At 74.6% G+C, this 20322-nt stretch carries 16 protein-coding genes; 3 read left to right on the forward strand and 13 right to left on the reverse strand.

What is annotated here, in order from left to right:
- Window positions 1–70 precede the first annotated feature (70 nt).
- Window positions 71–745 carry a DUF3000 domain-containing protein gene (locus tag IG64_RS21125; protein WP_078884119.1) on the reverse strand — a complete coding sequence of 225 codons (675 nt, stop codon included), beginning with the start codon at window positions 743–745 and terminating at the stop codon, window positions 71–73.
- Between the two features lie 125 nt (window positions 746–870).
- On the opposite strand from IG64_RS21125, the gene hemE reads away from it, so the two are divergent.
- Window positions 871–1941 (forward strand): uroporphyrinogen decarboxylase, encoded by a 1071-nt coding sequence (gene hemE / locus IG64_RS21130; protein WP_037858523.1) that lies wholly within the window; start codon window positions 871–873, stop codon window positions 1939–1941.
- A 92-nt stretch (window positions 1942–2033) separates the two neighbouring features.
- On the opposite strand, the gene IG64_RS21135 is transcribed toward hemE, so the two are convergent.
- The 4 genes from IG64_RS21135 to IG64_RS21150 all read right to left on the reverse strand — a co-directional run bounded on the left by IG64_RS21135 (window position 2034) and on the right by IG64_RS21150 (window position 8184).
- A complete protein-coding gene (locus IG64_RS21135; RefSeq protein WP_051813153.1) occupies window positions 2034–4352 on the reverse strand; it encodes a glycosyl hydrolase family 18 protein in 2319 nt (772 codons plus the stop codon).
- 267 nt (window positions 4353–4619) lie between these two features.
- The gene (locus IG64_RS21140; RefSeq protein ID WP_037858525.1) at window positions 4620–5438 is read right to left on the reverse strand and encodes a rhomboid family intramembrane serine protease; all 819 of its coding nucleotides are present in this window, start codon (window positions 5436–5438) and stop codon (window positions 4620–4622) included.
- Window positions 5439–5531: 93 nt separating this feature from the next.
- Window positions 5532–6971 carry an FAD-dependent oxidoreductase gene (locus IG64_RS21145; protein WP_051813155.1) on the reverse strand — a complete coding sequence of 480 codons (1440 nt, stop codon included), beginning with the start codon at window positions 6969–6971 and terminating at the stop codon, window positions 5532–5534.
- Between the two features lie 82 nt (window positions 6972–7053).
- Window positions 7054–8184 (reverse strand): DUF4349 domain-containing protein, encoded by a 1131-nt coding sequence (locus IG64_RS21150; protein WP_078884121.1) that lies wholly within the window; start codon window positions 8182–8184, stop codon window positions 7054–7056.
- Between the two features lie 173 nt (window positions 8185–8357).
- Here IG64_RS21150 and hemG point away from each other — a divergent pair, with 173 nt between their 5' ends.
- Both hemG and hemQ read left to right on the forward strand, forming a co-directional pair.
- On the forward strand, window positions 8358–9821 hold the full coding sequence (hemG, locus tag IG64_RS21155; RefSeq protein WP_037858527.1) for a protoporphyrinogen oxidase: 1464 nt from the start codon (window positions 8358–8360) through the stop codon (window positions 9819–9821).
- A gap of 4 nt (window positions 9822–9825) precedes the next feature.
- Window positions 9826–10557: a hydrogen peroxide-dependent heme synthase gene (hemQ, locus tag IG64_RS21160; RefSeq protein WP_037858528.1), complete on the forward strand. Its 732-nt coding sequence runs from the start codon at window positions 9826–9828 to the stop codon at window positions 10555–10557.
- A 112-nt stretch (window positions 10558–10669) separates the two neighbouring features.
- On the opposite strand, the gene IG64_RS21165 is transcribed toward hemQ, so the two are convergent.
- From IG64_RS21165 to IG64_RS21200, 8 genes are all read right to left on the reverse strand, one after another.
- Complete coding sequence (locus IG64_RS21165) at window positions 10670–12352, reverse strand: alpha/beta hydrolase (protein ID WP_037858530.1); 1683 nt, start codon at window positions 12350–12352, stop codon at window positions 10670–10672.
- A 226-nt stretch (window positions 12353–12578) separates the two neighbouring features.
- Window positions 12579–13364 (reverse strand): TIGR04222 domain-containing membrane protein, encoded by a 786-nt coding sequence (locus IG64_RS21170; protein WP_037858531.1) that lies wholly within the window; start codon window positions 13362–13364, stop codon window positions 12579–12581.
- A 281-nt stretch (window positions 13365–13645) separates the two neighbouring features.
- Window positions 13646–15082 (reverse strand): DUF692 domain-containing protein, encoded by a 1437-nt coding sequence (locus IG64_RS21175; RefSeq protein ID WP_037858532.1) that lies wholly within the window; start codon window positions 15080–15082, stop codon window positions 13646–13648.
- Window positions 15083–15461: 379 nt separating this feature from the next.
- Complete coding sequence (locus IG64_RS21180) at window positions 15462–16196, reverse strand: peptidyl-tRNA hydrolase (RefSeq protein ID WP_037858837.1); 735 nt, start codon at window positions 16194–16196, stop codon at window positions 15462–15464.
- A gap of 109 nt (window positions 16197–16305) precedes the next feature.
- The gene (locus IG64_RS21185) at window positions 16306–16536 is read right to left on the reverse strand and encodes a hypothetical protein (protein ID WP_037858533.1); all 231 of its coding nucleotides are present in this window, start codon (window positions 16534–16536) and stop codon (window positions 16306–16308) included.
- 124 nt (window positions 16537–16660) lie between these two features.
- On the reverse strand, window positions 16661–17545 hold the full coding sequence (locus IG64_RS21190) for a polysaccharide deacetylase family protein (RefSeq protein WP_037858534.1): 885 nt from the start codon (window positions 17543–17545) through the stop codon (window positions 16661–16663).
- A 93-nt stretch (window positions 17546–17638) separates the two neighbouring features.
- On the reverse strand, window positions 17639–19234 hold the full coding sequence (locus tag IG64_RS21195) for an FAD-dependent oxidoreductase (protein WP_037858536.1): 1596 nt from the start codon (window positions 19232–19234) through the stop codon (window positions 17639–17641).
- Between the two features lie 72 nt (window positions 19235–19306).
- Window positions 19307–20266 carry a slipin family protein gene (locus tag IG64_RS21200; protein WP_037858538.1) on the reverse strand — a complete coding sequence of 320 codons (960 nt, stop codon included), beginning with the start codon at window positions 20264–20266 and terminating at the stop codon, window positions 19307–19309.
- Between the last annotated feature and the right edge of the window lie 56 nt (window positions 20267–20322).

The raw sequence follows: 20322 nt of genomic DNA on the forward strand, positions 1-20322 counted from the left end.
GGGTGGAGAAGGGGGGAGAAGGGGCGGATGCGACGGAGAGGGGGCGGCGGGCTTCGCCGACCGGGGTGACTCAGCGTGACTGCGGACCCCGGCGCTGCGGCAGTGTCACCACCGACGCGTCACCCGGTCCGGCCGGCGGCAGCCCCGCGACCTGGGCGAGCAGGTCGCACCAGGCGGCCAGGTGCGCCCCCGTGTCCGGCGCCCCGCCCGGACTCTCGCGCGGCGTCCACGAGGCCCTGATCTCGATCTGCGAGGCCGGCGGTCGTGCCGAGAGCCCGCCGAAGTAGTGCGAGCCGGCGCGCGTGACCGTGCCGCTCGGCTCCCCGTACGTCAGACCGCGCGCCTGCAGCGCCCCGGTCAGCCAGGACCAGCACACCTCCGGCAGCAGCGGGTCGGCGGCCATCTCCGGTTCCAGCTCCGCCCGGACCAAAGTCACCAGCCGGAAGGTGCCCCGCCACGCGTCGTGCCCGGCCGGGTCGTGCAGCAGCACCAGGCGGCCGTCGGCGAGGTCCTGCTCGCCGTCGACGACCGTGGCCTCCAGCGCGTGCGCGTACGGAGCCAGCCGCTGCGGCGGCGGTACCTGCTCGATCTCCACCTGCGGCCGCAGCCGCGCGGCTCTCAGCGCGTCGACGGCGGCCCGGAAGGGCAACGGGACCTGATCCGCCCTGCCCGCATTGCCGTCCCCCTCCTTCGCGTCGTCCATTCCGCCAGCGCCGTCCGACAGTCGTCCCTGAGCCGCAGCCATGCCGGGAAGATTAAGGGGAACCGGGCCTTTGTGCAGGGCAAGACACCCCGCCGCAGGCAGGAGCGCCGCCCGGGGGCCGCACACCGCGGCCTGCGCGCCCCCGGCGCCGTGCGAGACTTGCCCCCGTGAGTGCCAACGAGACGCCCGCCAGCCACCGGCCGCCGACGGCCCCCTACGACTCCGCCTTCCTCCGGGCGTGCCGGCGCGAACCGGTGCCGCACACCCCCGTGTGGTTCATGCGGCAGGCGGGGCGCTCCCTGCCGGAGTACCGCAAGGTGCGCGAGGGCATCGGCATGCTGGAGTCCTGCACGCGTCCCGAGCTGGTCACCGAGATCACCCTCCAGCCGGTCCGGCGGCACGGCGTGGACGCGGCGATCTACTACAGCGACATCGTCGTACCGCTGAAGGCCATCGGCGTCGACCTCGACATCAAGCCGGGCGTGGGCCCGGTCGTCGAGCGCCCGTTCCGCACCCGCGAGGACCTGGCCCGGCTGCGCGACCTGACCCCCGAGGACGTCTCCTACGTCACCGAGGCGATCGGCCTGCTCACGAGCGAGCTGGGCGGCACGCCGCTGATCGGCTTCGCCGGGGCGCCCTTCACCCTGGCGAGCTACCTCGTGGAGGGCGGCCCGTCGCGCACGTACGAGAACGCCAAGGCGATGATGTACGGCGACCCCGGGCTGTGGGCCGACCTGCTGGACCGGCTCGCCGCCATCACGGGTGCCTTCCTGAAGGTGCAGATCGAGGCCGGCGCGAGCGCCGTGCAGCTCTTCGACTCCTGGGCCGGGGCCCTGTCCCCCGCCGACTACCGCCGCTCGGTGCTGCCCGCCTCCGCGAAGGTCTTCGAGGCCGTCGCCGGGTACGGCGTCCCGCGCCTCCACTTCGGCGTCGGCACCGGTGAGCTGCTGGGCCTGATGGGCGAGGCGGGCGCGGACGTCGTCGGCGTCGACTGGCGCGTCCCGCTGGACGAGGCCGCCCGCCGGGTCGGCCCGGGCAAGGCGCTCCAGGGCAACCTGGACCCGACCGTCCTGTTCGCCCCCCGCGAGGCCGTGGAGGCCAAGACCCGCGAGGTGCTCCAGTCCGCCGCCGGGCTGGAGGGGCACGTCTTCAACCTCGGCCACGGTGTCATGCCGTCCACCGACCCGGACGCGCTGACCCGGCTCGTGGACCACGTCCACACGCACACCGCCCGCTGAGGCGTCCGGCCAGGAGGTGACCCGGGCGGGCGGTCCGCCGGCCGCCCGCCCGGGAGCCGTGCGCGGCCCGGCGGTGCCCGGGCCGCGCCGCGCTACTTCAGACCGCCGTCCAGCGCGGTCATCAGCCGGCCGTCCGGTGTGTCGCCGGACATCTCCCAGACGAACCCGCCCAGCAGCCCCTCGGACTTGATCCAGGCGGTCTTCTTCCCGATCGACCAGGCGTCGTCGAAGGACCACCACTGGCCGTTCGCGCCGGTGTAGCCGAACGTCGACACCGACTGCTCGTCGTGGTGGACCGTCATCGACGGGAAGCTGATGATCAGGTTGCCGTAGCCGCGGACCCCGGCCTCGGTGTCGAACTGGCCGGGGGCGGCGCCGTTCGCGTCCTGCCACTCACCGGCGGCGCCGCCGTCGCTCACGCCCTGCCAGCCGCGCCCGTAGAACGGGAAGCCCACCACCAGCTTGCGCGGGCTGACCCCCGCGTCGAGGTACGCCCGGATCGCGTTCTCGATGCTGAAGTGGAACGGATAGGGGTCCTGGGCGTCGGTGTACAGGTTGGAGGCGTCACCGGTGCGCTTCGGCTCCCAGGAGTTGTCGCTGCCCGAACCGTGGAAGTCGTAGCCCTGCACGTCGGCGTAGTCGAGGGAGTCGAAGATCCGCTTCAGGTCCCAGCCCGCGGAGATCTTCGCCGGGTCGGCCGGGGTGAACGCGGTCAGCAGCCGGTGCTCGCCGCCGAGCGCGTCGAGCTGCTTGCGGAACTCGGCGAGCAGCGCGGTCAGGTTGTCCTTGTCCTGGGCGCCGTAGTGGTTGCCCGGGTGGCCTTCCGAGCCCGGCCACTCCCAGTCGATGTCGAAGCCGTCGAAGATGCCGGCCGCGGTGCCCGGGCCGCCCGCGCCGTTGTAGACGGGCAGGTTGCCCTTGATCCACACGTCGATGCAGGACTTGACGAACTTCTCCCGGGAGGCCTGCGTGGCGGCGGCGTCCGAGAAGAACTTCGAGTAGGTCCAGCCGCCGATCGAGGCGAGGACCTTCAGTTTCGGGTACTTGGCCTTGAGCTTCTTCAACTGGTTGAGGTTGCCGCGCAGTTTGCCCCAGCCGTCGTCGGCGACCCCGTCGACCGACTGACCGGCGGACATGGGCCGCGCGTAGTCGGCGTCCGCGTCGCCGGCGTCGGTGCCCTGGTCGGGGTCCTCCGGGTCGGTGGAGGTGCCCTTGGTCACGCCCGCCTTGCAGGTGAGGTCCTTCGAATCCAGGTTCTCGAAGGCGTAGTTGACGACGTCCAGCCTGGCGGCGGCGCCGGAGGTGTCGAGGTTCTTCACGAAGTACTGGCGTCCGTAGATGCCCCACTGCACGAAGTAGCCCACCTTGAGCTGCTTGCCCTGCCCGGCCACGTCGTCGGTGGTGACGGTCACCGCGTTCGAGGCGGACGACGGGTTGTCGGCGGTGTCGCGGGCCCTGACGGTGAAGGTGTAGGCGGTGGCCGGGGAGAGCCCGTCGACCGTGGCCGAGGTGGTGTCCGCGCCGACCGACCTGACCGGCGTGGAGCCGCGGTAGACGTCGTAGGCGGCCACGCCCACGTTGTCGGTGGACCTGTCCCAGGCCAGGCTGACGCTGGAGGAGGTCTTGCCGGTGGTGCGCAGGCCGCCCGGCGCGGTCGGCGGCGTCGGGTCGGTCGACGGATCGACCGTCCTGACGGTCAGCGGGGCGCTGACGGGCCCGGTGTTGCCGCGGGAGTCCTTGGCCCGCACGGTGAAGCTGTAGCCCGTCGCGGGCGTCAGGCCGGTGACCGTCGCCGAGGTGCCGGTCGCGGTCGCGACGGTGTCCGTGCCGCTGAGCACCTCGTAGGAGGCCACGGTGTGGTCGCCGGGCTGGGCGGCGGCCCAGCTCAGGGCCACCGAGTGGGCGGTGACGGCGGTCGCCTTCGGCGTGCCGGGGGCGGTCGGCGGGACGTCGGGGGTGCCGTCGCACTTGTCGCCGTCGACCGTGCAGCCCGTGGGCGCGGCGGCCGTGCCGGTCGCCGTGAACCAGTAGCTGTACGGCTCGGTGCTGCCGCCGGCCGGGACGTTCGCGTTGTAGTAGGCGTTCTTCACGGTCACATGACGCCCGGAGACGGTCGCGTCGCCGTTGTAGTTCCCGGTCAGGGACACCCCGGCCGGCAGGTCGAACTCCAGGGTCCAGCCGCTGACGGCCGCCGGACCGCTGTTGCGGACGACGTACGTCCCCTTCCACCAGGAGCCGTTGTCCTGGGTGCTGAAGGCCGCCGTCAGGGTGCCGGCCGCGTGGGCGGGCGTGGCGAGGACGGTGAGCGCCGCGACCGGCAGCAGCAGCGCGGTCCCCAGGGCGGCGAGCCGCCGCCTCAGCCGGGCGGCGCCGCGGTCGCCGGGTGCGTGTGGTGCCGCCGCGCCGGGCATCGCCCGTCCGCCGGGCCGTGGTCCCGTTCCGGGAAGTGGTCTGCGCCTGTGGAACATGGCTCTCCCTGTGATCGTGGGGTGGTACAGGGGTGAGGTGAACCGTGCGCGTGCGCATGCGTGTGCCCGGACGAAGGCAGGCCGGTGCGCGGGGCGGTCCGGGGCACGGCCGTGCCGCTTCGGGCAGGCGCCCACAACGTAGAAGGTCTGGACCAATGAGTCAACAGGTCCGGTCGGGCGTCCCGGGGCCCGCGGGCGCCCGGGCGGGCCTCACCAGCCCGTGCGGGCCCGCCGACCGAACAGCAGCCCCCGCGGCTCGGGCGGGGGCGGGGTGCCGGGGCGCAGCGGCAGCGCGATCAGCAGGCCCACGACGAAACCGACCACATGGGCCGTGTACGCCACCGTGCCCGCGCCCGAGACGCCCTCCCCGGCGGAGTAGAACGCCTGGAGCACGAACCAGAACCCGAGCACGATCCAGGCCGGCAGGCGCAGCGGCAGGAAGATCAGGAAGGGTACGAGGACCCAGACCCGGGCCCTCGGATACAGCACCAGATAGGCGCCGAGGACCCCGGCGATCGCCCCCGACGCGCCGATCAGCGGCTGGCCCGAGTCCGCGTCCAGCAACGAGAAGCCGTACCCGGCCGCGTAGCCGCAGACGACGTAGAACAGGGTGAAGCGCAGGTGCCCCATCCGGTCCTCGACGTTGTTGCCGAAGATGAACAGGAACAGCATGTTCCCCAGCAGGTGCAGCCAGCTGCCGTGCAGGAACATCGCGGTGAGCACCGACAGCACGGGAGACTTGGCGTACGCCGGCGGCCCCAGCACACAGCCCGGTCCGTGCGCCCCCACGCCCACCGCGCCCGTCGGCACCAGGGACGGCATGCGGTGGTGGATCAGCTCGCGCGGGACGAGCGCCCAGTGCTCCGTGAAGGCCTGCCCGTGGCACAGCTGGGCCAGGGTGCTGCTCCCGGTCAGGGAGCCGGAGATGCCGGGCGTGGCCAGGAACACGACGACGTTCGCGACGATCAGGGCGTACGTCACCCAGGGGGTGCGCCGCACCGGGTTCACGTCATGGACGGGGATCACCACACAGGAGTAGTGCCCGGGATGCGCCGGGCGAACCGGTGTCCCCCCGCGCGGGGGACGCGCCCCCGCGTCCCCCGTCCGGCCCCGCCGCAGGCGCTACCCCCGCGCCGCGTCGACCTGGGCCGCCGCCTTGCGGGCCGCCACCAGGACCGGGTCCCACACCGGTGAGAACGGCGGCGCGTAGCCCAGGTCGAGGGCGGTCATCTGCTCCACGGTCAGCCCCGCCGTGAGCGCGACCGCCGCGATGTCCACGCGTTTGGCCGCGCCCTCCCGGCCGACGATCTGGACACCCAGGAGCCGGCCGGTGCGGTGCTCGGCGAGCATCTTCACCGTCATGGGCGAGGCGCCCGGGTAGTAGCCCGCCCGGCTCGTCGACTCGACGGTGACCGTCTCGAAGCGGAGTCCGGCCCGCCGGGCGTCCCGCTCCCGCAGCCCGGTCCGCGCGATCTCCAGGTCGCACACCTTGCTCACCGCCGTGCCGACCACGCCGGGGAAGGTCGCGTAACCACCGCCGGCGTTGGTGCCGATGACCTGGCCCTGCTTGTTGGCGTGGGTGCCCAGCGGAACGTGGCGCTGCTGGCCGGACACCAGGTCGAGGACCTCGACGCAGTCGCCGCCCGCCCAGATGTTCTCGTGACCGCGCACCCGCATCGCGCGGTCCGTGAGCAGGCCGCCGTGCGCCCCGAGCGGGAGCCCGGCCGCGCGCGCGAGGGACGTCTCGGGGCGCACCCCGATGCCCAGCACGACCACGTCCGCCGGATACTCCGCCTCGCCGGTGGCCACGGCCCGCACGCGGCCCCGCGGCCCGGTCAGCACCTGGGTCACCTCGGTGCCGCCGGCCATGGTGATCCCGAGGCCCGTCATGGCCTCGTGCACCAGCCGGCCCATGTCCGGGTCCAGGGTGGACATCGGCTCCCGGCCGCGGTCGACGACCGTCACCTCGTACCCGCGCTTGATCAGGGCCTCGGCCATCTCCACGCCGATGTAGCCGGCGCCGACCACCACCGCCCGGCGGCCACGCGCGCGTGCCATGCCGGCGAGCAGCTCCTCGCCGTCGTCCAGCGTCTGCACGCCGTACACGCCGGGCGCGTCGATGCCGGGCATCTCCGGCCGCACCGGGCGGGCCCCGGTGGCGATGACGAGCTTGTCGTACGACGTCCAGGACTCCGCCCCGGAATCGACGTCCCGCGCGCGGACGCGGCCCGCGGCCACGTCGATCTCGGTGACCTCGGTGCGCAGCCGCAGGTCGATGTCCCGGGCGCGGTGCTCCTCGGGGCTGCGGGCGATCAGCCGGTCCCGGTCGGTGACGTCACCGCCCACCCAGTAGGGGATCCCGCAGGCCGAGTACGAGCTGAAGTGGCCGCGTTCGAACGCCACGATCTCCAGCTCGCCGGGCCCGCGCAGCCGGCGCGCCTGGGACGCCGCGGACATCCCCGCGGCGTCCCCGCCGATCACGACCAGTCGTTCCCGCCCACCCCGTGCCCGGCGCGCCCCGGCCGTGTCCGTGCCGGTGCCGCCGCTGGTGCTGTTGCTCATGGTCATGCGGACACGCTACGGCCGGCCGGGACCGGCGCCGGTACCGCCCGGTCCCGCGGCCGGACTCCCGGGGCGGCCCGCCTCACCGGGAGCCGTCGCCGGACGCCTCACCGGAGCCTTCGGTTCCTGTTCCTGTTCCTGTTCCTGTTGCGATGCCTGTTGTGGTGGCGGTGCCGGTGCCGGTTCCTGGTGCGATGCCGCTTCCAGTCCGGGTTCCGGTTCCGGTCGCGCTTCCGGTTGCGGGCCCGACCGGTCCGAGCGGTCCCAGCGCGGTCATCGCCGCCGCCGCGGCGGGGGCGGCGCGGCGCGGGAGCCGGGGACGCACGAGGCGCAGCCACGCCACGGTCAGGAGCGCGGCCGCGGCGGCGAACGGGAGGACCGCGCCCAGCGCCAGGGCGATCCAGCGGACCACGGTCACGAACACGTGCCAGCCGCCCGCCAGGGCGTCGAGGAATCCCGGACCGCCGTCGTCGGCGTCCTTCGTCCCCGGCGCGGGCGTCACGGACAGCGACAGCGTGATGGTGGCCAGGCTCGTACGGTCCTTCAGCGACGCCTGCTGGGCGAGCAGCGCCTCCAGGTCGGCCTCACGGCGGCTCAGCTCGCTCTCCAGGGCGACCACGTCAGCGAGGCTGCCGGCCTTGTCCATCAGGCCGCGGACCCGGGCCACGCTGGCCCGCTGCGACCTGATGCGGCTGTCCACGTCCACGACCTGGCCGGTGACGTCCTCCGCCTTGGCGGAACGTTCCACGAGCCGGCCGGTGCCCTGCACACCGGCGAGGACCTCGTCGTACTTCCCGGAGGGCACGCGCAGCACGACCCGGGTCCGCTCGTGGCCCTCCGCGTCGCGGCTGGTGTTCTCGTCGCCGACGTAACCGCCCGCCTCGACGGCGGCCGCGCGGGCGGCGGCGAGGGCCTTCCCCACGTCCTCGACCTCCACGGTCACCGAGGCGGTGCGCACGATCTGACTCGCCATGACCTTCGGCGGCGCCGTGGCCCTCGCGCCGGACGCGCCGCTGCCGCCGTACCCGCTGCCGCCGTTCCCGGTGGCGGAAACGCCCCGCTGCGCCCCGCTCCCCGCGGCCTTGTCGGACGCGCTGCCGCCGGAGTCCCCGGCGCCGCCGCAGCCGGTGAGCGCGAGCGCCGCCGCGAGCAGCAGCCCGGCCAGGGCCGGCGCGGACGGGACCGGACGTCGAACAGAACACCGTGCGCGCATGACGCGTACCCCCTGGGCCGTGTTGACCTCTGACGCCTCTTCGACTCGCCGGGTGCGCGGGGCGTTGCCGGAATCGGGTTCCGATGCGGTCACGGTCAGGACTCGCCCGGGACACCGGGACCCGGCGGGAGCGCCCGCGGGGAGCGTCAGCGGGGTCTGAGAGAGTGGGGGACATGAGCGCAACGGGTACGGGCACGGGGCAGGTCGTCGTCATCGGGGGCGGGATCGCGGGGCTGGCCGCCGCGCACCGGCTGCTGGAGCGCGGCGCGCGGGTGACCATGCTGGAGGCGGCGGACCGGGTCGGCGGCAAGCTGCTGCCCGGCGAGATCGCGGGCGTCCGGGTCGACCTGGGCGCCGAGTCGATGCTGGCCCGCCGGCCCGAGGCCGTGGACCTGGCGCGCGAGGTCGGCCTGGCGGACCGGCTGGAGCCGCCCGCGACCGCCGGCGCCTGCCTGTGGACCCGCGGGACCCTGCGCCCGATGCCCAAGGGCCATGTGATGGGCGTCCCCGGCACCGCCGCCGCCCTCACCGGAGTGCTCTCCGCCGAGGGCCTGGCCCGCGTCGAGCGCGACGCCGACCTGCCCCGCACCGAGGTCGGCGACGACGTGGCGGTGGGGGAGTACGTGGCGGCCCGCCTGGGCCGCGAGGTCGTCGACCGCCTGGTCGAACCGCTGCTCGGCGGTGTCTACGCGGGCGACGCGTACCGCATCTCGATGCGCTCGGCGGTCCCCCAGCTCTTCGAGGCCGCGCGGCGGCACACCTCCCTGACCGAGGCGGTCCGCGGGATCCAGGCCGCCGCGGCCGACGCCCAGCGCGGCGGCCGGACGGGACCCGTCTTCATGGGCATCCGGGGCGGCGTCGGCAGCCTGCCCCTCGCGGTCGCCGAGTCGGTACGGGCGCGCGGCGGCGAGATCCGCACCGGCTGCCCGGTGACCGAGCTGCGCAGGCGGCCGCAGGGCGGCTGGCGCGTGGTCGCGGCGGGCCGCGTCCTGCACGCGGACGCGGTGGTCCTCGCCGCGCCCGCGCCCGCCGCCGCCGGGCTGCTGGACGCCGAGTCCCCCGGCGCGGCCGCGGAGCTGCGGGCCGTCGAGTACGCCTCCATGGCCCTGATCACCCTCGCCTACCGCCGCGCCGAAGCAGCCCTGCCCGAGGGCAGCGGCTTCCTCGTGCCGCCGGTCGACGGGCGCACCGTCAAGGCGTCGACCTTCGCCTCCCGCAAGTGGGGCTGGATCGCCGACGAGGACCCGGACGTGCTGGTGCTGCGCACCTCCGTCGGGCGGTACGGCGAGACGGAGATCCTCCAGCGCGAGGACGCCGAGCTGGTCGGTCTCTCCCGGCACGACCTGCGCGAGGCCACCGGCCTGGACGCCGTGCCGCTGCGGACCCGCGTCACCCGCTGGACCGACGGTCTGCCCCAGTACCCCGTCGGCCACCACGCGCGCGTGGCCCGCGTCCGCGCCCACGTCGCCGCGCTGCCGGGCCTCGCGGTGTGCGGCGCGGTGTACGACGGCGTGGGCATCCCCGCGTGCGTGGCGAGCGCGTACGCCGCGGTGGACCAGCTGGCGGGCGACCTGCGCGCTGTGCAGGAACTCACCGCCCACCCGGTGCAGAGTCTGCACGGCGGAGCGGGAGAATAGGCCCATGAGTGACGACGCCTCCACCACCGACTCCGGCAGGATCCCGAACAAGGGCAAGCTGGCCAAGGACCTCAACGAGGTCATCCGTTACACGCTGTGGTCCGTCTTCAAGCTGAAGGACGTGCTCCCCGAGGACCGCGCGGGCTACGCCGACGAGGTCCAGGAGCTGTTCGACCAGCTCGCCGCGAAGGACGTGACCGTCCGCGGCACGTACGACGTCTCGGGCCTGCGCGCGGACGCCGACATCATGATCTGGTGGCACGCCGAGACGAGCGACCAGCTCCAGGAGGCGTACAACCTCTTCCGCCGCACCGAGCTGGGCCGCGCGCTGGAGCCGGTGTGGTCGAACATGGCGCTGCACCGTCCCGCCGAGTTCAACCGCTCGCACATCCCGGCGTTCCTCGCCGACGAGACGCCGCGCAACTACATCAGCGTCTACCCGTTCGTACGCTCCTACGACTGGTACCTGCTGCCCGACGAGGACCGCAGGCGCATGCTCGCCGACCACGGCAAGATGGCCCGCGGCTACCCGGACGTGCGGGCGAACACCGTCGCCTCCTTCTCCCTCGGCGACTACGAGTGGGTCCTCGCCTTCGAGGCCGACGAGCTGTACCGCATCGTCGACCTCATGCGTCACCTGCGCGGCTCGGAGGCCCGCCGGCACGTCCGCGAGGAGGTGCCGTTCTTCACCGGCCGCCGCAAGGACGTGGCGGACCTGGTCGCCGGGCTCGCCTGACGCTTCCGCTCACGTCCCGGCCGACGGCCGGCCGCCCCCGAGGTCCGCGGCCGGCCGTGGTCGCCCGCGCGGGCCGGCCCTCCCGCCTTCCACCACCGGTCGTCCTTGTCCTTCAGGGCCGGTCGGCCTTGCTCTTCAGGGCGTCCCGCAGCTCCCGGCCGCGGGTCTCCCGGAAGGCCGGCCGGTCCGGCCGCGGCTCGGGGCGTGCGGCACAGTCCGCGCTCCGGCCCGGCAGCCGCCCCTGGAGCAGGTAGGCGTCCAGGTACGCGTTGACGCACCGGTTCGGGCCGTAGGCGAGACCGTGCGTGCCCGCGCCCCGCTCGGTCACCAGCGTGGAACCGGCCAGCCGCCGGTGCAGTTCCAGCGCGCCGCCGTACGGCGTGGCCGCGTCCCGCTCGGCGGCCAGGACCAGCGTGGGCGGCAGCGCGCCCGGCGCGGTCCGCACGTCCAGGGGCCGCTGCCGGGGCACCGGCCAGTAGGCGCACGGCAGGTTCGCCCACACATTGCCCCATGTCTCGAACGGCGCGGTGCGGGCCAGCCGCGTGTTGTCCCGGTCCCAGACCCGGAAGTCGGTCGGCCAGGGCGCGTCGTTGCACTCCACGGCCGTGTACACCGCGGCACTGTTCTCCGCCTCGGCCGCCCCCGCCCGGTACGGCGCGGCCAGCGCGACCAGCGGCTTCTCGTCGCCCCTCAGATAGGCGGCCAGGGCGTCGGCGGCCATGGGCCAGAAGCCGTCGTCGTACCCGGCGTTCAGGAACGCGCCCTGCAGCTGCCCGGGGCCCACCGTGCCGCCCGCCGGCCGCGCGGCCAGGCGTGCGCGCGCCTTCTCGTAGGCGGCCCGCACCGCCCGCGCCGTGCGGCCGAGGCCGTACACGTCGTCGTGCCGGGCCACCCACGCCCTGAAGTCCGCCCAGCGGGCCTCGAACGCGGCCGACTGGTCGAGGTTGTCGCCGTACCACACCAGCGACGGGTCGGGGTTCACGGCCGAGTCGAAGACCATCCGGCGCACATGTGCGGGGAACAGCGTCGCGTACAGCGCGCCGAAGTAGGTGCCGTAGGAGGCGCCCATGAATGTCAGCCGGTCCTCGCCGAGCGCCGCGCGCAGCACCTCCAGGTCCCGGGCGTTGTCGAGCGAGGTGTAGAAGCGCAGACCGGGCCCGGAACGCCGGGCGCACCCTCGGGCGTAGGCCCGCGCCTCGGCGACGCGCTTCCTCTTGTACGCCGCCGAGGGATGCTCGGGGACCGCGCTCGGCGCCTTGAAGAAGTTCCCGGGGTCCACACAGGACAGCGGCGCCGAACGGCCCACCCCGCGCGGGGCGTAGCCGACGAGGTCGTAGGCGGCGGCGACCCGCTTCCACTCCGGCAGCAGGGCGACCAGCGGGAAGGACATGCCGTCGCCGCCCGGTCCGCCCGGGTTGAACACGAGGGCGCCCTGCCGCGGTACCGCGGGCGCACCGGACGCGGAGCGCGGATCCCTGCCGGTGGCCCGCACCCGGCTGACGGTGAGTTCGATCCGCGTGCCGTCGGGCCGGGCGTAGTCGAGCGGTACGGACACGGTGCCGCACTCCATGGACCCCGGCGTCTCCCGTGCGTCCGGGCACGGGCCGAAGGCGATGCCGGTCAGCCGGGCGCGCGCGGCGGCCACGACGGTGCCGCGCAGTTCGGCCGCCCCGCCGGCCGGCCACGGCCCGCTCCGCGGTGCGCGGCCGGTCTGCGGCACGCCGCCGGAGGGTGCGGCGGCGAGGGCGGTCAGGACCAAGGACCCGGCGACCGTCCACACGGCGGCTGCTCTCATCGGTGTCATCCCTTCGGCGCACGGCGGCTTCGCCTTCGCCGCGCACCGGTGACCAGGCCGCGCCCGGCGGCGGCACAAGGGATGTTTCGTTCGCCGGGGGAGGAAGGCAAGCACCGGATGGCGGATGTCGGCACGGATGCGCCCGATGCGCCCCCGGAACGGCCGCGCGCCGTGCCGTGCCGGGACGGCCCCGGGCGCGCTCCTGCCCGGCGGGGCTGCTCCCGGGCTACTTCCGCCAGGGCTGGTCGCGGTGGGCGAAGGCGGCGCGCAGGTCCGGTTCGCCGATCGCGCGGACGCCGCGCACGGCGACGGAGGCGAGGCAGGTGCGTTCGTCGCCCCGGCCGCGTGCGCGCCGGGCCAGCGTGCCGAGCAGCCGCTGCCCGGCCGGGGACGCCCAGCGCGAGTACGGGTGGACCTCGACGCGGGCTATCGCCAGACAGCTCAGGGTGAGGGCCAGCGGCAGCGCGAACCAGAGGGCGACCAGGCCGCGCGGCATGCCGGTCGGGCCGGGCAGCAGCAGCGCCGCCACCGCCAGCGCGGTCACGGCCAGCGCGGCGGCCCGCACCTGGCGCATCCCGGCCGCGACCGCCGAACCCGTCCCCTCCGGGACGGCCAGGCCGGCGTTCACCAGGCGGCCGGCCAGGTCGCGCACCGGGTCCGCGCAGGCCGCGGCGGCCCGCACCGCAGCGATGCGGGACTGCCCTTCGGGGCCGATGGCTCCTATGACGGACCGTTCCATCTCGTCGCGCCCGCGCGGGTCGACGACGGTGGCCCAGCCGGTGTGCGCCAGCAGCAGCCGGCGCTGGCGGGCCATGGAGACCAGGGTGACGTCGGCGACCCGGACGGGACCGCCGGACAGGAACGCGGCCTCGTACAGGGTCAGTTCCCGGTCCAGGCCCACGGCGGCGTCGGGGGTGTCGGCGGCCGCCGCCCGTACGGCGGCCAGGCACAGCCGCGTGCACGCCGTCCCGGCGGCGGCCCAGGCCGGCAGGAGGAGAAGGAGCCAGAGCATGACAAATTTCTATGTCAGGGATCCGGGAAACTCCATGCCCTTTTCACATCCCGGACCACGTGTGGCCTGTATGTGACGTTCCGTTTGTTTTTCGAGGTCAGCGCGTCGCTTCGGATGTCCGGGGGCCGGACTCGACGGGGAAGGCCGCGCGCGGGCCGGTGCGCCCGGTTGCCCGGCTCCCACGGTCCGTGAGCCGGGCACGGCCGCCCGCGGCACCGCCGACAGGACGAGGTGCCGGACCGTGCGCGCCGGCCGCGTGCGGGGGCGCGCACCTTTCCGTCTCAGCGCCGCAGCAGCATGCGGCGCGCCGCCCGGGCCGCGCGGACCACCGGCCTGCGGGACCGCGGTACGGGCCCCGACCGTTCCAGCCACCACTCCCGCAGGTCCCGGCGGGCGCCCGCGTCCTGCGGCTGCCCGGCGAGCAGCAGGGACTCCGCGAACGCCATCGCGTCCAGGCGGTAGCCCCCGCGCATCGGATGCTCCTGCGCGTACGCGAGGAAGGCGGCACGGTATCCGGCGCCGAGGATGACCGGCAGCTCGGGCGCCACCTTGGCCACCACACCGGCCCGCTTCGACGCGAGCGCCCGGGCCTGCACCGCGAGCCGCCCCCGGTCGAAGCCCTCCGGGGCGGGCGTCCCGGCGACGAGCGCCGACAGGAGCGCGGTCTGCGCGAGCGCGAGCCGCTGCCGGACCGGCTCCGCGACGGCCGCCGCCGGCTCGCCGACCCGCCCGTCCGCGCTCCCTTTCGCGTGCTCCCGGCTCCCGTCCGTGCCCGCGCTCCGGTGCTCCCGGCTCCCGGCCAGCCCCTTTCCTCCGACGACGGCACGCCCGCGCGAAGCGGTGTTCGCGCCCCCCGGCGCCGCGGCGACGGCGGCGCGCTCCGCGGCGCCCGCGCGTCCCCGCCCCACCGCCTTCCGGATGGCTTCCAGTTCGCCGCCCAGGGCGTCCGCCTCGGGGAAGTTCTCGTCGCGCTCCAGCAGCACGCCCGGCGGGGACACCCGGGAGGCGAGGTCGGTCAGGATGTCGAGCACCGGTTCGGGGACCGGGTGCGCGTGGCTGTCGTGCCAGACGCCGTCCCGCTCGAACCCGCCCGCGACATGGACGTACGCCAGGGCCTCCAGCGGCAGTTCGGCCAGCGCCCGCGCCGGATCCTCGCCCTGGTTGACGTGGTTGGTGTGCAGGTTGGCCACGTCGATCAGCAGGCGTACGCCCGTGCGGTCGGCCAGTTCGTACAGGAACTGCCCCTCGGTCAGTTCCTCACCGGGCCACGCCAGCAGCGCGGCGATGTTCTCCACGGCGAGCGGCACGGGCAGGGCCCGCTGGGCGATGCGGACGTTCTCGCACAGCACGTCCAGGGCCTCGCGCGTGCGGGGCACCGGCAGCAGGTGGCCCGCCTCGATGCGGTCCGACGCCGTCATGGGCCCGCCCGCACGCACGAAGGCGATGTGCTCGGTCACCAGCGGCGAGCCGAGCGCCTCCGCCCGCTCGGCCAGTGCCCGCAGACGTCCCTCGTCGGGCCGTTCGGCGCCGCCGAGACCGAGGGACACCCCGTGCGGCACGACGGTCACCCCGCGCTCGCGCAGACGCCGCAGCGAGGCGGGCGGATGGCCGGGACACAGGTTCTCGGCCACCACCTCGACCCAGTCGATCCCCGGCATGCCCTCCACGGCGTCCGCGATCTCCGGCCGCCAGCCGATCCCCGTCCCCAGTCGCTCCATGAGTCCTGCCCCCCACTGGTCCCTTCGCCCCCTGTCACCGGACGCCCGCGCGCGGCGCGGGTGAAGAGGGTATGGCCCAGCCGGGCGGCGGGGAACCGCACCGCGCGCCTCTTCAGAGCAAGAATTGAGGGTTCGCCCGCATCGCGGCCGGGCGGGGCCGGTGTCATCCCCAGGTCTGACACGCCGTCATGTGCTCCGACCGGAGTCGTCCGCCGGAACAGGAGCTGCGGCTGACTTCAGGGCCCGTTCGCGCCGGGACGATGGAGAAGTCCCGGAAAGAAGCGAGAGGGAGTACCGAAGATGGCGAAGCTGCAGAGCCTGGACGAGATGACGCCGATGTTCGCGCCACGCGTGTCACCGGCGTCCCGGGACAGCACACCTAGGAGCCCTGCCGCAGCGCCGGGTGGTCGGCGACCACCGTGCACGAACCGGGAGCGATCTCGGTGAAGCCCGCGTCGCGCACCACCGGCAGTCGGCTGTCCGTGAGGCGCTGCCACTGCGCGGGGGCCGCGGTGCGCACGCTGAGCGGGAAACCGGCGTCGCGCCAGGCGGCGCGCTGCTCGTCGGTGAGGTCCCACCAGGCGAGCTGCGCACCGTGACCGGCCTGGGCCATCGCCTTGCCCGCGGACATCCGAAGACCGGGGTTGAACCAGAGCACCGGGACGTTAGGGGCGGGCGGGGCGGGCGGTACCGGGTCGTCGAGGTCGGTGCCGGAGACCTGGAGCTTCGCCAGGTCCTTGGGCCAGCCGTCCAGCGGGACGGGCGGGAAGACCCGTACCTCCGCGGTCGCCCCGGTGACCGTGATGCCCTCCAGCGCCCCGGCCCGCCGCCACTCCGCGCCGCGCGCCCGCCGCACCACCTTGCGGATCCGGGCGTCCTGCCAGTCCCGCACCGGCCCCGCCCACACGCCGTCGCCGACGGAACGCTCGTCGTCCAGCAGCACCAGCACCGCGCGGGCGGCCGTCTCCAGCGCGTCGGTGCGGGCGGGCGGGGCGGCCCGCTCGATGCGGACGACCAGCGGCAGCACGAACTGCGGGGCCAGGTCCCGCGCGGTGGGCTCGGTGCGGAAGGGGCTCTCGGCGGCGGAGCTTTCGGCGGAGGTCTCGTACGTCACGCCCCCCAGTGTGCCAACCGCGGCGCGCACCGGCGGACGGCCCCCGCGCGAGAGGGCCACGGCCGGACGGGGCCGGCCGCCGTCCTGAGCCGTGCTCATCGTGCGGAGGTCATCCCGAGCAGGCCGTGCGCTGCGCCTCCTGCCACTCGCAGACGGGGCAGAGGGTGATCCCCTTGTACGACTGCGGGTACTCGGTCGGCTCGCGGCACAGCACGCACTCGGCGTACGGCGGCCCGTCGGCCCGGGGCGGCCGGGTCGCGTCGATCAGGCAGTAACCGCTGTCGCGGCCGTGCTGGTCGCCGCCGTCCTCGTCGTCGTCGTTCCTGGCGTCCTCGCTCATGCGTCCAGCGTAGGGCGCCCTTGCCGGATACGGGCCGGCCGGGCAGCCGGGCAGCCGGGCAGCGGGACGGGCGCGGCCGGCGCGGGGCGGCGCGCGGGACGGCCGCCCGGGCCTGCCGCGCGGGTCAGGAGCGGCCCGCCGAGGCGCCGATCATCTCGGACACCTTCACGAAGCGGTACCCCTTCTTGCGCAGCTCCGGCACGACGGCGCGCACCACGCGTTCGGTCGTGGGGGCGGCGCTGCGGGTGCAGTGCATGACCACGACCGAGCCCGGCTTCACGCCGGCCAGGACCTGGCGGGCCACGGCGTCCGCGTCCGTGGCGAACGCGTCACCGCTCACCACGTCCCACTGGACCGCGGTGACGCCGAGGGGCGCGAGGGTGCGCAGCACCCGCGTGTCGTAGCAGCCGCCGGGGAACCGCAGGTACGGCATCGGGTGCGGCACCCCGGCCTTGGCGAAGGCCGTGTACGCGCGTTCCACGTCCGAGCGGACCTGGTCCGGGGAGACGGTCGGCAGGCCGTAGCAGTCACCGGTGAACGCGTAGTGGCTGTAGGAGTGGTTGGCGAGTTCGAACCCGGGGTCCGTGCCGATGGAGCGGGCCTCGTCCGGGTACGTCTCCGCCCACTTGCCCGTCATGAACACCGTGGCGGGCACCTTGAGGGCCCGGAGTGCGGCGATGAGCTGCGGGTTGTCGAAGTGCTCGCCCGACGCCGCGCGCCGGCCCTCGTCGGCGGTCATGTCGGCGTCGAAGGTGAACGCGACCGTCTTGCCCTGGTCGCGCGGGCCGTTGGTGAACACGGGGGTCAGCCCGCCGGGCCCCGGAGTGAGCCTGGGCGGCTTGGACGGCGCGGTCGCGGACGATTCGGCGGGGGCGGAGGGGGACGTGTGGGAGACGGGGTGAGCGGCGTGGGTGGCCCGCGTGGTGCCGCACGCGGCGAGCGAGGCCAGGGCGACGCTCAAGGCACAGGTCGCGGCGAGACCGGTAATACGTCGTACAAGTGGGATCACCTGACGAACGTAGAGCGGCCTGTGATCATATGAGCGGCAGCGGGGCCGCGCGGTCACCCGGCCGGACGCCACCCGCGGGGCGCGGCCCCGTGCTCACCGTTCGCGGCGCTCCAGCGGCTGGGTCGCCGGGCCCTGGAGCACGTTGCCCTCGGTGTCGAAACGCGAGCCGTGGCACGGGCACTCCCAGGCGCGCTCGGCGGAGTCGAAGGCGACCAGGCAGCCGAGGTGCGTGCACCGGGCGGAGAGCGTGTGCAGGTCGCCCCCGTCGTCCCGGTACACGGCGAGGTGGTCGAGACCGCTGCGGACCACCGCGCCCTCGCCCGGCGCGATGGCCTCCACCGGCGGTGTGGAGCGCAGCCGGTCGCCCACGAAGTGCCGCGCGACCTCGGCCTGGTTCTTCAGGAACGTCGGGGCCTCCCGTACGGCCGTCCGCAGCCGGCGCGGGTCGTACAGCTCCTGCCACGGGCAGTCCCGTCCGGTGATCAGCGCGGTGAGCAGCCGCCCCGCCATGATGCCGCCGCTCAGGCCCCAGCCGCCGAAGCCGGTCGCCACGTAGGTGTTGCGGGCGGCCTGGTGCAGCGGGCCGACCATCGGCACGGTGTCGGTGGGGTCGATGTCCTGGGTGGCCCAGGAGTACCGGAGGTCCGCTCCCGGGAAGTGCCCGCCCGCCCACTGCGTCAGCCGGTCGAAGCGGGCTGGGGTGTCACCGGTGCCGGGAGTGAAGTGCTCCCCGGTCACCACGAGCAGCCGCCGGCCGTCCTCGCCGGTCCCGTCCTCGTCGGCGGCGGTCCCCTCGGCCCCGAATTCGCGGTACGGCGCGGTCCGTACCGAACGGGTGTTCTCCTCCGGGGTGATGTACATCCCGTCCGGGTCCTCCGCGGCGTCGACGGGCCCGGCCACGACCAGTTCCCGGCGCGGGGAGAGCCGGGCGAACAGCAGCGCCCGGTCGAAGATCGGGTAGTGCGTGGCGACCACGACGTGCCGGGCCCGGACGGTGGCGCCCGTCGCGGTCGTCACCCGGCACGGCTCGCCCTCGGTCAGACCCCGCACGACGGTGTTCTCGAACACCTGCCCGCCGCGCGCCACCAGGTCGGCCGTCAGGGCCAGCAGGTACTTGCGCGGATGGAACTGCGCCTGCCCGGCCACCCGCACCGCGCCCGCCACCGGGAACGGCAGCCCGGTCTCCGTCACGAACGACGCCGGCAGTCCCGCGTCCCGGGCCGCCTCCGCCTCGGCACGCACCTCCTCCACCCGGCCCGGATCGCGTACGTAGGTGTACGCGCTGCGGGTCTCCCACTCGCACTCGATGCCCAGTTCGTCCACCAGTTCCCAGGCGTGCTCCAGCGCCTCGCACTGCGAACGGGCGTACAGGCGGGCCGCCTGCGCGTCGCGGGTGCGGCGCAGCTTGTCGTAGACGAGGGTGTGCAGCGCCGTCAGCTTGGCGGTGGTGTGCCCGGTCACGCCCGCCGCGACCCGCCGCGCCTCCAGCACCGCCACGCCCAGCCCCGCCCGCGTCAGCTCGTACGCCGTGCTCAGCCCGGCCATGCCCGCGCCGATCACGACGACGTCGACGTCCAGGTCCTCGGTCAGGGCGGGGCGCTCGGGCCCCGGTGCCGTCTCGACCCAGTACGAACCGGTGACGCGGCGCCGTCCGTGCCGCCGCTCCCGGCCCTGCTGATGTTCGCTCATGGCCGCCGGGTACCCCGTCGCGGGCGGCCTGATCTCAGACGAGGGCGGCGCGCGCGGGACACCGCGGACCGGTCAGGGTTCGGCCTCGGACGGGGAGAAGGCGTCCGCGGCGGCCCGGACCGGCGTCACGGAAGCGGTGCCGGGTGTCCCCGAAGCGGTGTCGAGCGGGGCACCGGATGTGTCCGGGACCGGTGCCGTGCCGTTGCCGAGGGGCTTCGGCGTCCCGGACGGCGGGGGCGGAGCGGGCGCGGGTGCCTGCCCGGGGGGCTGCTGCTGGGCCGCCCTCTCCAGGAAGCGCAGCAGTTCGACGGGGAAGGGCAGGACGAGGGTCGAGTTCTTCTCCGTGGCCACCGCCGTCACCGTCTGCAGGAGCCGCAGTTGCAGCGCCGCGGGCGTGTCGGCCATCTGCTGGGCGGCCTCGGCGAGCTTCTTCGACGCCTGCAGTTCCGCGTCGGCGTTGATGATCCTCGCCCGCCGCTCCCGGTCGGCCTCCGCCTGCCGGGCCATGGACCGCTTCATCGTGTCCGGCAGGGAGACGTCCTTGATCTCCACCCGGTCGATCTGCACGCCCCACCCGATGGCCGGGCTGTCGATCATCAGCTCCAGGCCCTGGTTGAGCTTCTCGCGGTTGGACAGCAGGTCGTCCAGGTCGCTCTTGCCGATGATCGAGCGCAGGGAGGTCTGCGCCATCTGCGACACCGCGAACCGGTAGTCCTCGACCTGGATGACGGCGTTGGCCGGGTCGACCACCTTGAAGTAGACGACGGCGTCCACGCGCACGGTCACGTTGTCCCGGGTGATGCCCTCCTGGGCCGGGATCGGCAGCGTGACGATCTGCATGTTCACCTTGTAGAGCCGGTCCACGAAGGGAACGATCATGGTGAAGCCGGGCGGGCGCGGATCTCCGGCGAACCGCCCGAGCCGCAGCACCACCCCGCGTTCGTACTGCTTGACGACCCGCGCCGCCGCCGCGAGGTACACGAGACCGGCGCAGCCCGCGGCGATTACGGCGGTCAGTACGTCCTGAAGCATGATGACGACTCCTCGGCCAGTCGTCCGAACGCCCGTGAGGGGCCTTGTTCAACGAT

Source organism: Streptomyces sp. NRRL S-340, from assembly GCF_000720185.1.
Lineage (GTDB): Bacteria > Actinomycetota > Actinomycetes > Streptomycetales > Streptomycetaceae > Streptomyces.

Bases quoted from the DNA above. Each gene is read 5' to 3' on its own strand.
- IG64_RS21125 (WP_078884119.1), bottom strand. From the start codon at position 745: ATGGCTGCGGCTCAGGGACGACTGTCGGACGGCGCTGGCGGAATGGAC.
- IG64_RS21135 (WP_051813153.1), bottom strand. From the start codon at position 4,352: ATGCCCGGCGCGGCGGCACCACACGCACCCGGCGACCGCGGCGCCGCC.
- IG64_RS21145 (WP_051813155.1), bottom strand. From the start codon at position 6,971: ATGAGCAACAGCACCAGCGGCGGCACCGGCACGGACACGGCCGGGGCG.
- IG64_RS21150 (WP_078884121.1), bottom strand. From the start codon at position 8,184: ATGCGCGCACGGTGTTCTGTTCGACGTCCGGTCCCGTCCGCGCCGGCC.
- hemG (WP_037858527.1), top strand. From the start codon at position 8,358: ATGAGCGCAACGGGTACGGGCACGGGGCAGGTCGTCGTCATCGGGGGC.
- hemQ (WP_037858528.1), top strand. From the start codon at position 9,826: ATGAGTGACGACGCCTCCACCACCGACTCCGGCAGGATCCCGAACAAG.
- IG64_RS21165 (WP_037858530.1), bottom strand. From the start codon at position 12,352: ATGAGAGCAGCCGCCGTGTGGACGGTCGCCGGGTCCTTGGTCCTGACC.
- IG64_RS21170 (WP_037858531.1), bottom strand. From the start codon at position 13,364: ATGCTCTGGCTCCTTCTCCTCCTGCCGGCCTGGGCCGCCGCCGGGACG.
- IG64_RS21175 (WP_037858532.1), bottom strand. From the start codon at position 15,082: ATGGAGCGACTGGGGACGGGGATCGGCTGGCGGCCGGAGATCGCGGAC.
- IG64_RS21185 (WP_037858533.1), bottom strand. From the start codon at position 16,536: ATGAGCGAGGACGCCAGGAACGACGACGACGAGGACGGCGGCGACCAG.
- IG64_RS21195 (WP_037858536.1), bottom strand. From the start codon at position 19,234: ATGAGCGAACATCAGCAGGGCCGGGAGCGGCGGCACGGACGGCGCCGC.
- IG64_RS21200 (WP_037858538.1), bottom strand. From the start codon at position 20,266: ATGCTTCAGGACGTACTGACCGCCGTAATCGCCGCGGGCTGCGCCGGT.